The organism is Methylobacterium sp. CM6257 (assembly GCF_054611515.1).
In genome coordinates, this window is sequence record NZ_CM137735.1 from 5,575,920 (window position 1) to 5,589,863 (window position 13,944).

General features: G+C 69.7%; 15 protein-coding genes. 7 read left to right on the forward strand and 8 right to left on the reverse strand.

The window, feature by feature from the left end:
* Positions 1-54: 54 nt before the first annotated feature.
* The 4 genes from ACYCO6_RS27175 to ACYCO6_RS27190 all read right to left on the reverse strand — a co-directional run bounded on the left by ACYCO6_RS27175 (position 55) and on the right by ACYCO6_RS27190 (position 2,476).
* The gene (locus tag ACYCO6_RS27175) at positions 55-744 is read right to left on the reverse strand and encodes a metal ABC transporter permease (protein WP_459765131.1); all 690 of its coding nucleotides are present in this window, start codon (positions 742-744) and stop codon (positions 55-57) included.
* A 120-nt stretch (positions 745-864) separates the two neighbouring features.
* Entirely contained in the window at positions 865-1,203 is a 339-nt protein-coding gene (locus tag ACYCO6_RS27180; protein WP_459765133.1) for a winged helix-turn-helix domain-containing protein, read from the reverse strand.
* Positions 1,204-1,244: 41 nt separating this feature from the next.
* A complete protein-coding gene (locus ACYCO6_RS27185) occupies positions 1,245-1,841 on the reverse strand; it encodes a HupE/UreJ family protein (RefSeq protein WP_459765135.1) in 597 nt (198 codons plus the stop codon).
* Positions 1,842-1,912: 71 nt separating this feature from the next.
* The gene (locus tag ACYCO6_RS27190; protein WP_459765137.1) at positions 1,913-2,476 is read right to left on the reverse strand and encodes a pilus assembly protein PilZ; all 564 of its coding nucleotides are present in this window, start codon (positions 2,474-2,476) and stop codon (positions 1,913-1,915) included.
* 362 nt (positions 2,477-2,838) lie between these two features.
* Here ACYCO6_RS27190 and ACYCO6_RS27195 point away from each other — a divergent pair, with 362 nt between their 5' ends.
* The 6 genes from ACYCO6_RS27195 (at position 2,839) to ACYCO6_RS27220 (ending at position 9,930) form a co-directional block, all read left to right on the forward strand.
* Positions 2,839-4,326: an ABC transporter substrate-binding protein gene (locus ACYCO6_RS27195; RefSeq protein ID WP_459765139.1), complete on the forward strand. Its 1,488-nt coding sequence runs from the start codon at positions 2,839-2,841 to the stop codon at positions 4,324-4,326.
* On the forward strand, positions 4,326-5,270 hold the full coding sequence (locus ACYCO6_RS27200; protein ID WP_459765141.1) for an ABC transporter permease: 945 nt from the start codon (positions 4,326-4,328) through the stop codon (positions 5,268-5,270). Before ACYCO6_RS27195 ends, ACYCO6_RS27200 begins: the two co-directional genes overlap by 1 nt.
* On the forward strand, positions 5,267-6,196 hold the full coding sequence (locus ACYCO6_RS27205) for an ABC transporter permease (RefSeq protein ID WP_459765143.1): 930 nt from the start codon (positions 5,267-5,269) through the stop codon (positions 6,194-6,196). The genes ACYCO6_RS27200 and ACYCO6_RS27205 overlap by 4 nt, the downstream gene beginning before the upstream one ends.
* The gene (locus ACYCO6_RS27210) at positions 6,193-7,206 is read left to right on the forward strand and encodes an ABC transporter ATP-binding protein (protein ID WP_459765145.1); all 1,014 of its coding nucleotides are present in this window, start codon (positions 6,193-6,195) and stop codon (positions 7,204-7,206) included. The genes ACYCO6_RS27205 and ACYCO6_RS27210 overlap by 4 nt, the downstream gene beginning before the upstream one ends.
* On the forward strand, positions 7,203-8,126 hold the full coding sequence (locus ACYCO6_RS27215) for an ABC transporter ATP-binding protein (RefSeq protein ID WP_459765147.1): 924 nt from the start codon (positions 7,203-7,205) through the stop codon (positions 8,124-8,126). Before ACYCO6_RS27210 ends, ACYCO6_RS27215 begins: the two co-directional genes overlap by 4 nt.
* Before the next feature lie 202 nt (positions 8,127-8,328).
* Positions 8,329-9,930, forward strand: a complete 1,602-nt coding sequence (locus ACYCO6_RS27220; protein ID WP_459765149.1) for a gamma-glutamyltransferase family protein — start codon at positions 8,329-8,331, stop codon at positions 9,928-9,930.
* 185 nt (positions 9,931-10,115) lie between these two features.
* On the opposite strand, the gene prfB is transcribed toward ACYCO6_RS27220, so the two are convergent.
* A protein-coding gene (gene prfB, locus ACYCO6_RS27225; RefSeq protein ID WP_459765151.1) for a peptide chain release factor 2 occupies positions 10,116-11,244 on the reverse strand; the annotation gives its coding sequence in 2 pieces (ribosomal slippage) (positions 10,116-11,174 and positions 11,176-11,244; 1,128 coding nt in all).
* Between the two features lie 198 nt (positions 11,245-11,442).
* Here prfB and ACYCO6_RS27230 point away from each other — a divergent pair.
* Positions 11,443-11,781, forward strand: a complete 339-nt coding sequence (locus ACYCO6_RS27230; RefSeq protein ID WP_459765153.1) for a DUF3140 domain-containing protein — start codon at positions 11,443-11,445, stop codon at positions 11,779-11,781.
* Positions 11,782-11,797: 16 nt separating this feature from the next.
* Here ACYCO6_RS27230 and ACYCO6_RS27235 read toward each other — a convergent pair whose 3' ends face one another.
* The 3 genes from ACYCO6_RS27235 to ACYCO6_RS27245 all read right to left on the reverse strand — a co-directional run bounded on the left by ACYCO6_RS27235 (position 11,798) and on the right by ACYCO6_RS27245 (position 13,840).
* Positions 11,798-12,157, reverse strand: a complete 360-nt coding sequence (locus ACYCO6_RS27235) for a hypothetical protein (RefSeq protein ID WP_459765155.1) — start codon at positions 12,155-12,157, stop codon at positions 11,798-11,800.
* Positions 12,158-12,272: 115 nt separating this feature from the next.
* Entirely contained in the window at positions 12,273-12,485 is a 213-nt protein-coding gene (locus ACYCO6_RS27240) for a hypothetical protein (protein WP_459765157.1), read from the reverse strand.
* Between the two features lie 137 nt (positions 12,486-12,622).
* The gene (locus ACYCO6_RS27245) at positions 12,623-13,840 is read right to left on the reverse strand and encodes an LL-diaminopimelate aminotransferase (RefSeq protein WP_459765159.1); all 1,218 of its coding nucleotides are present in this window, start codon (positions 13,838-13,840) and stop codon (positions 12,623-12,625) included.
* Positions 13,841-13,944: the final 104 nt, after the last annotated feature.

A 13,944-nucleotide genomic window follows, 5' to 3' on the forward strand; every position in this document is an offset into this window, starting at 1 on the left:
TGCGGGGCGATCCGAATCCTTGCTTGATGTGTCGGCGCTTACGCGTGTGCAGCCCTACATGAGCGGCGTCAGGCCGTCCTTGCCGACGGCCACGCGGCGCGCCGTGACCTTGCCATCGTCGCCGCGGGCGGCGATCACGAATGCCTTGGCACCGGCCGAGAGCGCCGCCGGATCGGCCGGTTCGAAGGTGACGACCGGGGCCTGCGGCGGCACCAAGATCCGGATGGACTGGCCCTGGCCGTAATCCACCGTCAGCGTGCGCTCGGCCCCACCGCCGCTCGCCTTCACGGTGCCGTTGGTCATCGCGCTCTTCACGAGCGGCGCGTCCGGCGCAGTCGCGAGCGCATCGGCCTTCACGGTGCCGTTGGTCATGGCACTCTTCATCGGCGCGCCGCCGCCGGTCCGGTCCGGGATCATGTCCCAGTCGTAATGGCCCTCGCCGGTGCCACGCATCGCCTCGGGGAAGAGAACCACCTCCAGCGCCACCGGCGGCTCACCCTTGGTGGCGGTGCCGATGAAGACCCCGTCCCGGATCTGGTCGAGCCGCGCCGGGACGACCCAGGAGACCTTCGCGTCGGGCGCGAGCTGCACCTGTTCGGTCTTGCCGTCGCGGGTCTTCAGCGTGAAGCCGTCGCCCCTGACAGACTCGACTGTGCCGCGCAGGCGCTCGATTTTCGGGGCCGCCTGCACCCCCGTGACCCCGGCCAGAAGGCTCATCAGGGCGAGTGTCGGAAGGTTCATCATGAGATCGGGTCCTCTCACCGGCGGGACTGTCGCGGCGGGCGAGAGCTGGGGCGTGCGGCGGCGATGTCAGCCCCGGCGGCCCTGTGACATAGCGACCGCGGCCAACACGCGGTCACCCGCTCAGCCGGCGCGCCGGAGCCGCGCCAGGAAGGGGGCGGCCGCCACCTCCGCGGCCGCCTCGATCGCTCGGTACTGCGCCACCACCTCGATCCCGAAGGTGGACAGCCGGGCTCCGCCGCCCGCCCGGCCGCCGGTCTGCGCCTCGACCACGGGACGGCCGAAACCGCTGTTCATCGCCTCCACAAGGAGCCAAGCCCGCCGATATGACATGCCCAGCGCACGGCCGGCACCGGAAATGGAGCCGTGTTCCGCGATCAACTCCAAGAGCCGCACCTTGCCGGGACCGAGGCGGTGATCTGGCCCAAGATCGATGCGGATGCTCAGGCGGGGCGGCTCCACCGAAACGGATGCGCGTCTGGCCGAAGGATCGGTTGCGCCGCTCAGGCCGGCAGCACCAGGAGTGCGAGGCCGGCCGCGGTGACACCGGCGCCGAGGGCCGGCGCGGCACGGCTCGCGCCGATCCGCGCGAGACCGATCCCGAGACCGAGTCCGGCCACGTGGAGGAGTGCGGTGGCCGCAAGGAAGCCAAGCCCAAAGGAGAGGCCCGAGGCCGTCTCCGGCATCTCGGCCCCGTGGGCGTAGCCGTGGAACACCGCGAAGGTGCCGACAAGAGTGGCGAGCAGGGCCACCGGAGCTTGAAGCCCGATCATGGCGGCGAGGCCGAAGACCACGATGGAGAGCGCGACCCCGGTCTCAGCATAGGGCAGCGCAACGCCCGCCATGCCGAGCGCCGCCCCCGCGCTCATCAGCGCCAGGAACGAGAGGGGCAGTGCCCAGAGCGCCCGCCCGCCGCGCAGCGCCGCCAGCAGGCCGACGGCGACCATGGCCAGGATGTGATCGGTGCCCATCAGCGGGTGCAGGAACCCCGCCTCCGCACCCGTCGCCGCCCCATGGCCGGAATGGGCGAGGGCCACCTGCGGCAGCAGCGCGAGCGCGGCCACAGGAGCGGCAAGGGAGGCGGAGAACAGGCGCTTCATCGGAGATCCTTCGCTGGTCCCGGCAAGATGTAGCGCCCATCCCGCGGCTCTGCGAGGGCTTGCCGCGGCACTTACAGCGTCATCGTCTCGTGGACGGCGCTCGGCTCGAACGGTTCCACGAAGGCGGCCCCGACGCCGTGCGTGAAATGGCGGATCACCTTGGCCGCCTTTCGCCCGACCCGGATCGTCGCGCCGAGTTCCAGCGATTGCTCCACCAGCAACGCGACGCCGGAGGCCGAGATGTTGAGCACGTGACCCGGCAGGGCGCGGCCGCATTCCAGCGTGACCTGGACGATCTTCTGTTTCGGCACGATGCGCTGGTGGACACGGAGCGGCTCCGGATGCAGGTCCTGCGCGCGCGCCAGCGTCACGAACTGGCGGGCCAGCCCTGTAAGAGTTGCGCGCCCACCCCGGACCGACACGAGGAATTCCTGGCCGGCTGCCCGGGCGATCCGCACCTCCAGCAAGCCGATGTGACGGATGCTGCAGGTCAGATCCTCGCCGGGAGCCAGTTGGGACGAGGAGCGGAAGCGGATGCCCTCCGCCGAGACGTCGGTGGTGATGGCGTAGAAATCCCGGCGCCGCTGGCTCCAGCACAAGGCAGGCAAGATGATGTGATGCCGCTGGCCATTCATGCCTTTCATCGCCACGCCCGGTACATGGTCGTGTTGTGGGACGGATTAACCTGCCGAGATATTCAAAAACTGCTTAAAATTGATCTTATCCCGCATCACATTCGCACTAGCTCTTGTTTACACAATCATCAGGCGAGCCCGTGCTAGCGGCCTCGCGACAATGGAGAGAGGTTCGGCCGGTCCGGCTGCGCCTCAAGACTGAGCCGCCGCGGGCGATTGGATGCAAAATGCATGTTCACCGGGTGGCACGGATGCTGCCTGGGATTGTGCATGCCACGGCGGTACGCGACAGTGTCACCCGCCTCGCGGATCGGCTGCGGCCGGTCCGATCCCGCCATCTGCGCCTGCATTCGGACGGTCTCATGTTGCGTCTTGCCGCCTGCCTCCTCGCCGGGATCGCCCTCGCCGGGCCCGCCGCCGCGCAGACCTTGCGCTACGGCCTGATGGAGGATCCCGACGCGCTCGATCCGACGCTGGCGCGCACCTTCGCGAGCCGGATGGTCTTCGCCGCCCTCTGCGACAAGCTTGTGGATATCGGCCCCGACCTGAAGCCGGTGCCGCAGCTCGCGACCGCGTGGGAGCTGTCGCCCGACGAGAAGGCGCTGACCATGCACCTGCGGCCGGGCGTACTGTTTCACGACGGCGAGAAGCTCGATGCCGCCGCGGCCAAGTACTCCATCGAGCGCCACATGAAGATGCCGGGCTCGCAGCGCCGCTCGGAGATCGCGCCGATCGACTCGGTGGATGTGGTCGATGACCTCACGTTCCGCATCAACCTGAAGCAGCCGTTCGCGCCGCTCATGGCGCAGTTCACCGACCGGGCCGGCATGATGGTCTCGCCCAAGGCCGCCGAGCGGCTCGGCGATAAGTTCGCCACCGCCCCGGTCTGCGCCGGACCGTACAAGTTCGTCGAGCGGGTGCCGCAGGACCGGATCGTGGTCGAGCGCTTTCCCGACTACTGGAACAAGGACGCGATCCACATCCAGCGGATCGAATTCCGGCCGATCCCCGACGCCACCGTGCGCCTGACGAACCTGCGGGCCGGACAGCTCGACCTCTTGGAGCGGCTCGCCCCCACCGACGTGCCTCAGGTGAAGCGCGACGCCAAGCTGAAGCTCGACTCCACCTACGAGCTCGGCTTCCAGGAGATCCTGTTCAACCCCAACAAGGCCGGCTCGCCGGTGGCCGACCCGAAGGTGCGCGCCGCCTTCGAAGCCGCGCTCGACCGGAACGCCATCAATCAGGTCGTCTACAACGGCGAGTTCCTGGCCGGGAACCAGTGGGTCAACCCGAAGAACCCGAACTACGTCGCCGAATATCCGATTCCGAAGCGGGACGTGGCAAAGGCCAAGGCGCTCCTCGCCGAGGCCGGCAAGCCCAACCCGCAGATCACGCTGACCGTCTACGCCAACAGCGAGGCGCCGCAGGTCGGGCAGGTGATCCAGGCGATGACCAAGGAGGCCGGGTTCGACGTGAAGATCCAGGCCGTGGACTTCACCACGGCGCTCGATGCCGCCGACAAGGGCAATTACGAGGCGCAGCTCTATTCCTGGAGCGGCCGCTCGGACCCGGACGGCAACACCTACAGCTTCCTCGCCTGCAAGGCGGCGCTGAACTATCCCAAGTACTGCAACCCGGAGGCCGACGCGGCCCTCCAAGCTGAGCGCGGCACCGTCGACCCGGTCAAGCGCAAGGCCGCCTGGAAGGCGCTGGCCGATCAGGTCCTGAAGGACCGGCCGGGGATCTACATCCTGCACCGTAAGCTGCTCTGGGCTTACAGCCAGAAGCTCACGGGCTTCGTGCCCTATCCGGATGGGCTCGTGCGCTTCACCGGGCTGAAGCTCAACTGATGCTGCGGTTCCTGGCCCGACGCCTCGCCCTGGCGGTCCCGACGCTGATCCTCGCCTCGATGATCATCTTCGCCCTGCAGCAATTGCTGCCGGGCGACGTCGCGACGGCGCTCACCGGCGAGGAGCGCGATCCGCAGGTGATCGCGTTCATCCGGGGAAAATACCACCTCGATGAGCCCCTGCCGGTGCGCTACGCCTACTGGGCCGGCGGCGTGCTGCGGGGCGATCTCGGCGAGTCGATCCGGCTGCAGAAACCGGTCTCCGAACTGATCGTCGAGAAGCTGCCGGTGACGCTCGAACTCGCTTGCCTCGCCATGCTGGTGGCGCTGGCCATCGGCGTGCCGATGGGCGTGCTCTCGGCGGTCAAGCGCGGTCAGGCCGCCGACACGGTCGCCAACGGCATCGCCCTCTGGGGCCTGTCGGTGCCGAATTTCTGGCTCGGGATCCTGCTGATCCTGCTGTTCTCGGTGGAACTCGGCTGGCTTCCGGCCTCGGGCTACGTCTCGCCCTTCGAGAGCCTGTCGGAGAACCTCGCCGCCATGGTGATGCCGGCCTTCGTGCTCGGCAACGCCATCGCGGCGGTGATGATGCGCCACACCCGCGCGGCGATGCTGGGCGTGCTCGGCTCCGACTACGTCCGCACCGCGCGCGCCAAGGGCGTCTCGCCGCTGCGGGTCACCCTGCGGCACGCGCTGCCGAACGCCGCGATCCCGATTATCACCCTGGGGGCGCTCGAATTCGGCCAGCTGCTGTCGGGGGCGGTGCTCACCGAGCAGGTCTTCTCCGTGCCGGGGTTCGGGAAGCTGATGGTCGATGCCGTGTTCAACCGGGACTTCGCCACCGTGCAGGGCGTCGTGATCTGCACCGCCGCCACCTACATCGCCCTGAACCTCGCCGCCGACCTGCTCTCGGCGGCCGTGAACCCGAAGCTGAGGCGGGCATGAGCACCGGCAGCGAGATCGCCCGCGCCGAGGCCGTCGGCTTGGAGGCCGTACCGGCCGGCTCTCCCGCCCCGGCCCTCATCCAGGAACCCAGCACCCTCGCGGCGTTCTGGCGACGCCTGCGCGCGCGCAGGAGCGCGGTGGCGGGCCTCGTCATCGTCGGCTTGCTGATCCTGATGGCGGTGTTCGCCCCCTGGATCACTCCCTACGACCCGACCGCCACCGACTGGGCCAATGTCCGCGGCGCGCCGAGCCTTGCCCACCCCTTCGGCGGCGACGAGGTCGGGCGCGACGTGCTCTCGCGGATCATCTTCGGCGCCCGGGCCTCCCTCGGCGCCGGCCTCGTGTCGGTGGCGCTCGCCGTCTCCCTCGGCCTGCCGCTCGGACTGCTCGCCGGCTACGCGGGCGGCTGGATCGACGGGGTGATCTCCCGGCTCACCGACGCGCTGCTGGCGATCCCGTTCCTGATCCTCGCGATCGCGCTCGCCGCCTTCCTGGGCCCGAGCCTCGTCAACGCGATGATTGCCATCGGCCTCTCGGCGACCTCGACCTTCATCCGGCTGACCCGGGCGCAGGTGCGCGCCGTGGCGGCGGAGGAATTCGTGGAGGCGGCCTGCGCCATGGGCAACCCGCCCTGGCGGATCGCCCGGGTCCACATCCTGCCCAACATCGTCCCGGCGATCCTCGTCCAGGCGACGCTGACCATCGCGGCCGCGATCATCGCGGAGGCGAGCCTGTCGTTCCTCGGCCTCGGCCAGCAGCCGCCCGAGCCCTCCTGGGGCGCGATGCTCAACACCGCCAAGAACTTTATGGACGAGGCGCCCTGGATGGCGATCTGGCCCGGCCTGTCGATCTTCCTCGCCGTGCTCGCCTTCAACCTGTTCGGCGACGGCCTGCGGGACGCCCTCGACCCGAGGCAGCGCACATGATGAAGCCCCTCCTCGAAGTCCGCGACCTCGCGGTCGCCTTCGACACCGACGGCGGCGCGGTCCACGCGGTCAACGGCGTCTCCTACACCCTGCATGAGGGCGAGACGCTGGGCATCGTCGGCGAGTCCGGCTCCGGCAAGAGCGTGCACGTCCTCGCCATGCTGGGCCTGATCCCGCGACCGCCCGGCCGCATCACCGGCGGGCAGGTGCGGTTCGAGGGCCGCGACCTCCTCACGCTGAAGGAGCGGGAGTTGCGCAAGATCCGCGGCGGCGCGATCGGCTTCGTGTTCCAGGACCCGATGAGCTCGCTCAACCCCGGCATGACCGTGGCGGCACAGATCATCGAGCCCCTGCGCATCCATCTCGGCCTCGACGCCCGCGCCGCCCGCGCCCGGGCGAAGGAGCTGCTGGACCTCGTCCGGATCCCGAACGCCGCCGGGCGCCTCGACCAGTACCCGCACGAGTTCTCCGGCGGCCAGCGCCAGCGGGTGATGATCGCGATCGGCCTGAGCTGCCGGCCGAAGCTGCTGATCGCGGACGAGGCGACCACCGCCCTCGACGTCACCGTCCAAGCCGAGATCGTCGCCCTGGTGCAGGATCTGAAGCGCGAGCTCGGCATGGCGATCGTCTGGATCACCCACGACCTCGGCGTGGTGGCCGGCATCAGCGACACCGTGCAGGTGATGTATGCCGGCCGGATCCTGGAGCGCGGCCCCGTGGACGATATCTTCTCCGATCCCCGCAACGCCTACACGCTCGGGCTGCTGCGCTCCCTGCCGGATCTCGGCGGCGGCCGGGCGGGTCGCCGCCTGCACCAGATCGAGGGCGCGCCCCCGGACATGCGCCACCCGCTGACGGGCGATCCGTTCGCGCCGCGCAATGCCTACGCGACGCCCCGCTGCCGGGCCGAGATGCCGCCCCTGGCGCAGGCGCCCGGCGCCGCGCCCGGCCACCTCGTCGCCGCCTGGTACGACCTGCCGAAGCTCCTCGAGGCGGAGGCCGCGAGATGAGCGGACAGCCCCAACCGGTCGTCTCGGTGCGCGACCTGTCCAAGCACTATCCTCTGCGCTCCTGGTGGGGCGGCAGGGGATCGGTGTTCCGCGCCGTCGAGAACGTCAGCTTCGATATCCGTCCCGGCGAGACGCTGGGGCTCGTCGGCGAGTCGGGCTCCGGCAAGTCGACGATCGGCCGGGCCGTGACCATGCTCAACCCGCCGACCTCCGGCACGGTCGCGTTCGAGGGCACGGACCTCGCCAAGCTGCCGGCGAGCGCCATGCGGAAGATGCGCGCCCGGATCCAGACCGTGTTCCAGGACCCCTACGCGGCCCTCAACCCGCGGATGAGCGCGGGCGAATACGTCGCCGAGGCGTTCAAGCTGCACCGGCGGGAGATGCGCAGGTCCGAACGGCGCGAGGCCGTGGCCGGCCTTTTCGAGCGGGTCGGGCTCGATCCGCGCTTCATGGGACGCTATCCGCACCAGTTCTCGGGCGGCCAGCGGCAGCGCATCTGCATTGCCCGGGCGATCGCCCTGAAGCCCAGCTTCATCGTCGCCGACGAGCCGATCGCGGCGCTCGACGTCTCGATCCAGGCGCAGGTGGTGAACCTGCTCCAGGACCTGCAGGACGAGATGGGCCTCTCCTACCTGTTCATCTCCCACGACCTGCGGATGGTGCGCTACCTCTGCCACCGGGTCGCGGTGCTCTGGCGAGGGCGGATCGTCGAGCTGGCCGAGGCCGACGCCCTCTACGACGACCCGCGCCATCCCTACACGCGCCGCCTGCTGGCGGCGGTGCCGGTGCCGCACCCGGCCGAGGAGCGCGCCCGCCTCGCAGCGCGAGACCTCGCCGGTCACGACCAGCCGCCCGACGGGCCGCTCACCGAGGTGGCACCGGCGCACTGGGTGGCGCTGCCGGAGGGGAAGGCCGCGTGACGGCGTCGTTCAGCCTTTCCTATCCCCGACCTCATCCTGAGGCGCCCGCGCCAGCGGGCCTCGAAGGAGGGCTCCAGCCAGCCGCGCGCCTCCTGGAGCCCTCCTTCGAGGCCTTCACTTCGCTTCGGCACCTCAGGATGAGGCCGTTTTCTGGATCACGCAGCGTCGTCTCGTCGAGACGATCCGTACAGCAGGACATCCCGTGAGAGACTTCTCCGCCCCCGGCCGCTCCCCGGTCTACGCCGCCAGCGCCGCCGTCGCGACCTCGCACCCGCTCTCGACGCTCGCCGCCATCGAGGTGCTGCGCACCGGCGGCAACGCAGTCGATGCCGGCATCGCGGCGGTGGCCGTGCAGTGCGTGGTCGACCCGCTCATGACCGGCATCGGCGGCGACTGCTTCGCCCTCTACGCCCCCGCGGGCGCCACCACGCCCATCGCCCTCGACGGTTCGGGCCGGGCCCCGGCCGCCGCGACGCCCGACTGGTACGCCGAGCACGGCGTCACCATCACCCCGACCTCGCCGCACGCCGTGACGGTGCCGGGCGCGGTCGCGGCCTGGGACCTGCTGGTGCGGGAGCACGGCACCCGATCCCTCGGCGAGCTGCTTCAGCCGGCGATCCGCTACGCGGAGGACGGGTTCGTCGTTCAGCAGCGGGTGGGCTGGGACTGGCTGCGCGGCGCCGAGCGCGTAGCCGCCGATCCCCACGCCGCCGAGACCTACCTGCACGGTGGGAAGTCACCGGCGATCGGCAGCGTCGTCCGCCTGCCGAAGCTCGCGGCGACGCTCCGGAAGATCGCCGCGGAGGGTGCGCGCGCCTTCTACACGGGCCCCGTCGCCGCCGACATGGTGAGCCGGCTCAACGAACTCGGCGGCCTGCACACCCTCGAGGATTTCGCTGCCGCCCGGCCCGACGTGGTCACACCGGTCTCGACCCGCTACCGCGGCTACGACGTCTACGAGTGCCCGCCCGCCGGCCAGGGTCTCGCCGCGCTGATGATGCTCAACGTGCTGTCATACTACGATGTCGGCGCCCTCTCGGACCTCGACCGGCTCCATCTCTTCGCCGAGGTGTGCAAGCAGGGCTACCACCACCGCGACGTCCTGTTCGGCGAGGCCGCCCTGGCTAATGTGCCGATCGAGCACCTGCTCTCCGACGCCTGGAAGGCCGCCGCCCACGGGGCGATCGACATGGGCCGGGCGAAGGCGCCGGAGATCTACCCAGAGATCGCCCGGGAGGTCGCCGAGGGCCGCGCCCATAAGGACACCGTCTATCTCTGCGTGGTCGACCGGGACGGCAACGCGCTGTCGCTGATCAACTCTATCTTCCAGGGCTTCGGTTCGGGCATCCTGGCGCCGGAGAGCGGCGTGCTGCTGCACAATCGCGGCCTGTCCTTCCGGACCGAGGGCGGCCACCCGAACAGCGTCGGTCCGGGCAAGCGGCCGATGCACACGATCATCCCCGGCATGCTGATGAAGGACGGGCAGGCGGTCGCGCCGTTCGGCGTCATGGGCGGCCACTACCAGGCCATGGGCCATGTCGAGCTGCTCTCCGGTCTGCTCGACCGGGGCCTCGACGTGCAGGAGGCCCTCGATACCCCGCGCAGCTTCGCCTACGGCGGCAGCCTGGAGGTCGAGGGCGGGGTCTCCGACGCGGTGATGGCGGGGCTCAAGGAGCGCGGCCACCCGGCGATCCGCGCGCCGCTGCCGCTCGGCGGCGGACAGATCATCTGGATCGACCGCAAGGCCGGCACGCTGGCGGCCGGCTCGGACCCGCGCAAGGACGGATCGGCACTGGGGTATTGAGGGGCTTTGCGGGGGGATGTGCGGGTATGCCCACCCATCCCCCTCATCCTGAGGTGACCGCGTCAGCGGGCCTCGAAGGAGGCCTCCAGGGATCGCGGCGGTCTCCGGAGGGCTCCTTCGAGGCCTCCGCTGCGCTCCGGCACCTCAGGATGAGGTGATTGGATTGGACGAGCCGGCAGCCCGGCTCAGTCGATGTCCTCGACCGCCTCGCCACCGCCGTAGACCCGCTGGGCGAGCGAAGCCTCCATGAACGGGTCGAGGTCGCCGTCGAGCACCTCGTCCGGATCGGTGGACTGGGTGCCGGTGCGCAGGTCCTTCACCAGCTGATACGGCTGCAGCACATAGGATCGGATCTGGTGGCCCCAGCCGATATCCGTCTTGGCGGCGGCCTCGGCGTTGGCCTTCTCCTCGCGCTTCTTCAGCTCCAGCTCGTACAGGCGGGCGCGCAGCATGTTCCAGGCGGTCGCCCGGTTCTTGTGCTGCGAGCGCTCCTGCTGGCAGGCCACCACGATCCCGGTGGGGTTGTGGGTGATGCGCACCGCCGAGTCGGTGGTGTTGACGTGCTGGCCGCCGGCGCCGGACGAGCGGTAGGTGTCGATCCGGCAGTCGGATTCCTTGATCTCGATCTCGATCCGGTCGTCGATCACCGGATAGACCCAGACGCTGGCGAAGCTCGTGTGCCGCCGGGCGCTGGAATCATAGGGCGAGATCCGCACCAGACGGTGCACGCCGGACTCGGTCTTGAGCCAGCCATAGGCGTTGTGGCCCTTGATCAGGAGCGTGGCGCCCTTGATCCCGGCCTCTTCGCCGTCGGTCATCTCGACGACCTCGACCTTGTATTTCCGGCGCTCGGCCCAGCGGGCATACATGCGCTGGAGCATGTTCGCCCAGTCCTGGCTCTCGGTGCCGCCGGCGCCGGCATGGACCTCGAGATAAGTGTCGAAGGCGTCGGCCTCGCCGGACAGCAGGGTCTCGACCTGCCGGCTCGCGGCCTCCTTCTCGACGGCCAGGATCGCCGCCTCGCCCTCGCGGATCGAGGATTCGTCACCCTCCATCTCGCCGAGTTCGATCAGCGTGGCGCCGTCCTCGAGGTCGCGCTCGAGCTTCTTGATCGCCGTGACGGCCTCGTCGAGCTGCTGGCGCTCGCGCATGACCTTCTGGGCGGCCTCGGCGTCGTTCCAGAGGCCGGGGTCCTCGGAAGCCGCGTTCAGCTCCGCGAGGCGTTTATCGACTGTATCCCAGTCAAAGATGCCTCCTCAGCAGCCCTATAGACTGCTTGGCGGCATCCGAGGCTTGCTCGATCTCGGCGCGCATCTGGTTTTTCGGGAATGAGGTGCGGGAAGGATATGGGCTTGTCGGCCCGGGGTGATACCGCCCGGGGGCCGGCCTGTAAACGCCGCTTGGCCGCATCGCGCGCGACCATGCGGCGCCCGACCGCAGGCCTGGCAGGAGCCGGCCCGCCTCAGGCGCGTTGTCGCGCACGAGCGACAGGGGAGCGAAGGGAGCCCGCGAATGGCGGACGACGATCACGCGGCGACGTGGAAGGAGTTCAACGAGGCCGTCAACATGACGCCGGCCGCGCTGAAGAAGCACCTCGACAGCGAGGCCAGCAAGGAGGTCGGCCAGAAGACGGACGGTGACGAGTCGACCGGCCACGCGATGGGTCGGCGGATCCTGGCGATTAAGGACAAGAAGAAGACCGACCTGACCGACGACGATTACGCCGCTATGCGCAAGATCGTGGGCTACGTCCACCGCCATCTGAAGCAGGGCGGCGAAGCCCGGAAGGATCCCGACTCGCCCTGGCGGATGTCGCTGATGAACTGGGGCCACGATCCGCATAAGGATTGAGGCCCGCGAAGACGGCTCAGTACCGCGGCGGCACGATGTAGGATGGGGCGATCACGTATTCTTTCGGGCGCTTGCGCGCACCGAACCGGCTCTCCGTGATCTGGTCGTTGTAGTAGTCGAACCCCGTATACCCGAAGCCGCCGCCGTTCATCACCTCGGCCACCGGGACCGGCGGGACCGCGAGATCGGGGCGCCCCGGCGGCACGACCGGCTGGCAGCACCCCTCGGTGGGCAGCACCGTGGGACCATTGGGCGCGACGAAGACGAAGGCGCGCGGCGCGTAGGGCGCAGGCGGATAAGCCGAGTCGGCCGCCGAAGCGCTCTGCCCCGTCACGAGGGCGAGCAGCCCGGCGGCGATCAAGGTCTTTGTGCTCACGCGATGCTCCGTCAGGGGACCGGCCGGGCCGGCGACTGGCCTACACTCTAGCTGATCGTCGGCGTCCTGTCCGGCTCCTGTGCCCCGCGCGGTTAGCGACCGCTGCAGGACAGGATCAGCCGCGGGCGCGTACGACCACCTGCCGGCTCACGGGCGCTGGGCGGCAATCCGTCATGAAGGCGTTGACCGGCAACGGCTTCGAATCGCAGGCATAGACATCCGTCGGACCGGGCGCCGGCACCGGATCACGAGCGATGATCGGGTTCGGCGCACAGGCCGAGGCCGCGGCGGCGAGCAGCAGGGCGGCGATCAGGTTCAGGCGGCGCATGCGACACTCGGAACGCGGGAAGACCCCCGCACCTGACCCTGGCCATCACGACCCGCCCTGACAAGCTCCGGCGCGGGACGAACGTGCCTTTGCCGGAACCTGTCGCCCCGCGGCAACAATCAGGAGGCGGCTACCCCCTACCCGACCCGCGCCATCGGCACGACGTTTTGCAGGGTCTTGTCGGCGCCGTCGAAGAAGCGGCGGATGTTACGCGCCGCCTGCCGGATGCGCTGCTCGTTCTCGACGAGCGCGATGCGCACGTACTCGTCGCCGAACTCGCCGAAGCCGATGCCCGGCGCCACCGCGACGTCGGACTTCTCCAGCAGCAGCTTGGAGAATTCGAGGCTACCCATCTCCCGGTAGCGTTCCGGGATCGGGACCCAGGCGAACATGGAGGAGGCGGGCGACGGGATGGTCCAGCCGGCCTTGCCGAAGGATTCAACCAGCGCGTCGCGCCGCTTCTTGTAGATGGCGCGCATCTCGTGGATGCAATCGTCCGGCCCGTTAAGGGCGGCGGTGGCGGCGACCTGGATCGGCGTGAAGGCGCCGTAATCGAGGTAGGACTTCACCCGGGTCAGCGCCGCGAGCAGACGCTCGTTGCCCACCGCGAAGCCCATGCGCCAGCCGGCCATCGAGTAGGTCTTCGACAGGGAGGTGAACTCCACCGTGCAGTCGATGGCACCCGGCACCTGCAGGACCGACGGCGGCGGATTGCCGTCGAAATAGACCTCCGCGTAGGCGAGGTCCGACAGCAGGATCAACTCGTGCTGCTTCGCGAAGGCCACGAGGTCCCGGTAGAAGTCGAGGCTCGCCACGTAGGCGGTGGGGTTCGACGGGTAGCAGACCACCAGGGCGACCGGCTTCGGGATCGAGTGGCGCATGGCCCGCTCGAGGGCCGGGAACATCGCCGGGGTCGGCTCGGCCGGGACGGAGCGGATCACCCCGCCGGCCATCAGGAAGCCGAAGGCGTGGATCGGGTAGCTCGGGTTCGGCACCAGCACGACATCGCCCGGCGCGGTGATCGCCTGGGCCATGTTGGCGAAGCCCTCCTTCGAGCCCAGAGTCGCCACGACCTGCGTGTCGGGGTTGAGGGTGACGCCGAAGCGGCGCTGGTAGTAGCCGGCCTGGGCCTTGCGTAGACCCGCAATCCCCTTGGAGGCCGAGTAGCGGTCCGTGCGCGGGCGCCCGGCGGTCTCGCACAGCTTCGCGATGACGTGCTTCGGGGCGTCGAGATCCGGATTGCCCATGCCGAGATCGATGATGTCGGCGCCCTGGGCGCGGGCGGCGGCCTTGATCCGGTTGACCTGCTCGAAGACGTAGGGCGGCAGTCGCTTGATGCGGTGGAAGTCGGTCATGGGCGTGTCCATCGGCGCGTCCCGATTCTGGCGTCTTTCGTCTGTGCCGGTCGCGCGAACCACCCGCTGTAGCAGAGTTGCGCGCCGCCGCCGACCCACAAAAC

Bases quoted from the DNA above. Each gene is read 5' to 3' on its own strand.
- ACYCO6_RS27175 (WP_459765131.1), bottom strand. From the start codon at position 744: ATGATGAACCTTCCGACACTCGCCCTGATGAGCCTTCTGGCCGGGGTC.
- ACYCO6_RS27185 (WP_459765135.1), bottom strand. From the start codon at position 1,841: ATGAAGCGCCTGTTCTCCGCCTCCCTTGCCGCTCCTGTGGCCGCGCTC.
- ACYCO6_RS27190 (WP_459765137.1), bottom strand. From the start codon at position 2,476: ATGAATGGCCAGCGGCATCACATCATCTTGCCTGCCTTGTGCTGGAGC.
- ACYCO6_RS27195 (WP_459765139.1), top strand. From the start codon at position 2,839: ATGTTGCGTCTTGCCGCCTGCCTCCTCGCCGGGATCGCCCTCGCCGGG.
- ACYCO6_RS27200 (WP_459765141.1), top strand. From the start codon at position 4,326: ATGCTGCGGTTCCTGGCCCGACGCCTCGCCCTGGCGGTCCCGACGCTG.
- ACYCO6_RS27205 (WP_459765143.1), top strand. From the start codon at position 5,267: ATGAGCACCGGCAGCGAGATCGCCCGCGCCGAGGCCGTCGGCTTGGAG.
- ACYCO6_RS27210 (WP_459765145.1), top strand. From the start codon at position 6,193: ATGATGAAGCCCCTCCTCGAAGTCCGCGACCTCGCGGTCGCCTTCGAC.
- ACYCO6_RS27215 (WP_459765147.1), top strand. From the start codon at position 7,203: ATGAGCGGACAGCCCCAACCGGTCGTCTCGGTGCGCGACCTGTCCAAG.
- ACYCO6_RS27230 (WP_459765153.1), top strand. From the start codon at position 11,443: ATGGCGGACGACGATCACGCGGCGACGTGGAAGGAGTTCAACGAGGCC.
- ACYCO6_RS27240 (WP_459765157.1), bottom strand. From the start codon at position 12,485: ATGCGCCGCCTGAACCTGATCGCCGCCCTGCTGCTCGCCGCCGCGGCC.
- ACYCO6_RS27245 (WP_459765159.1), bottom strand. From the start codon at position 13,840: ATGACCGACTTCCACCGCATCAAGCGACTGCCGCCCTACGTCTTCGAG.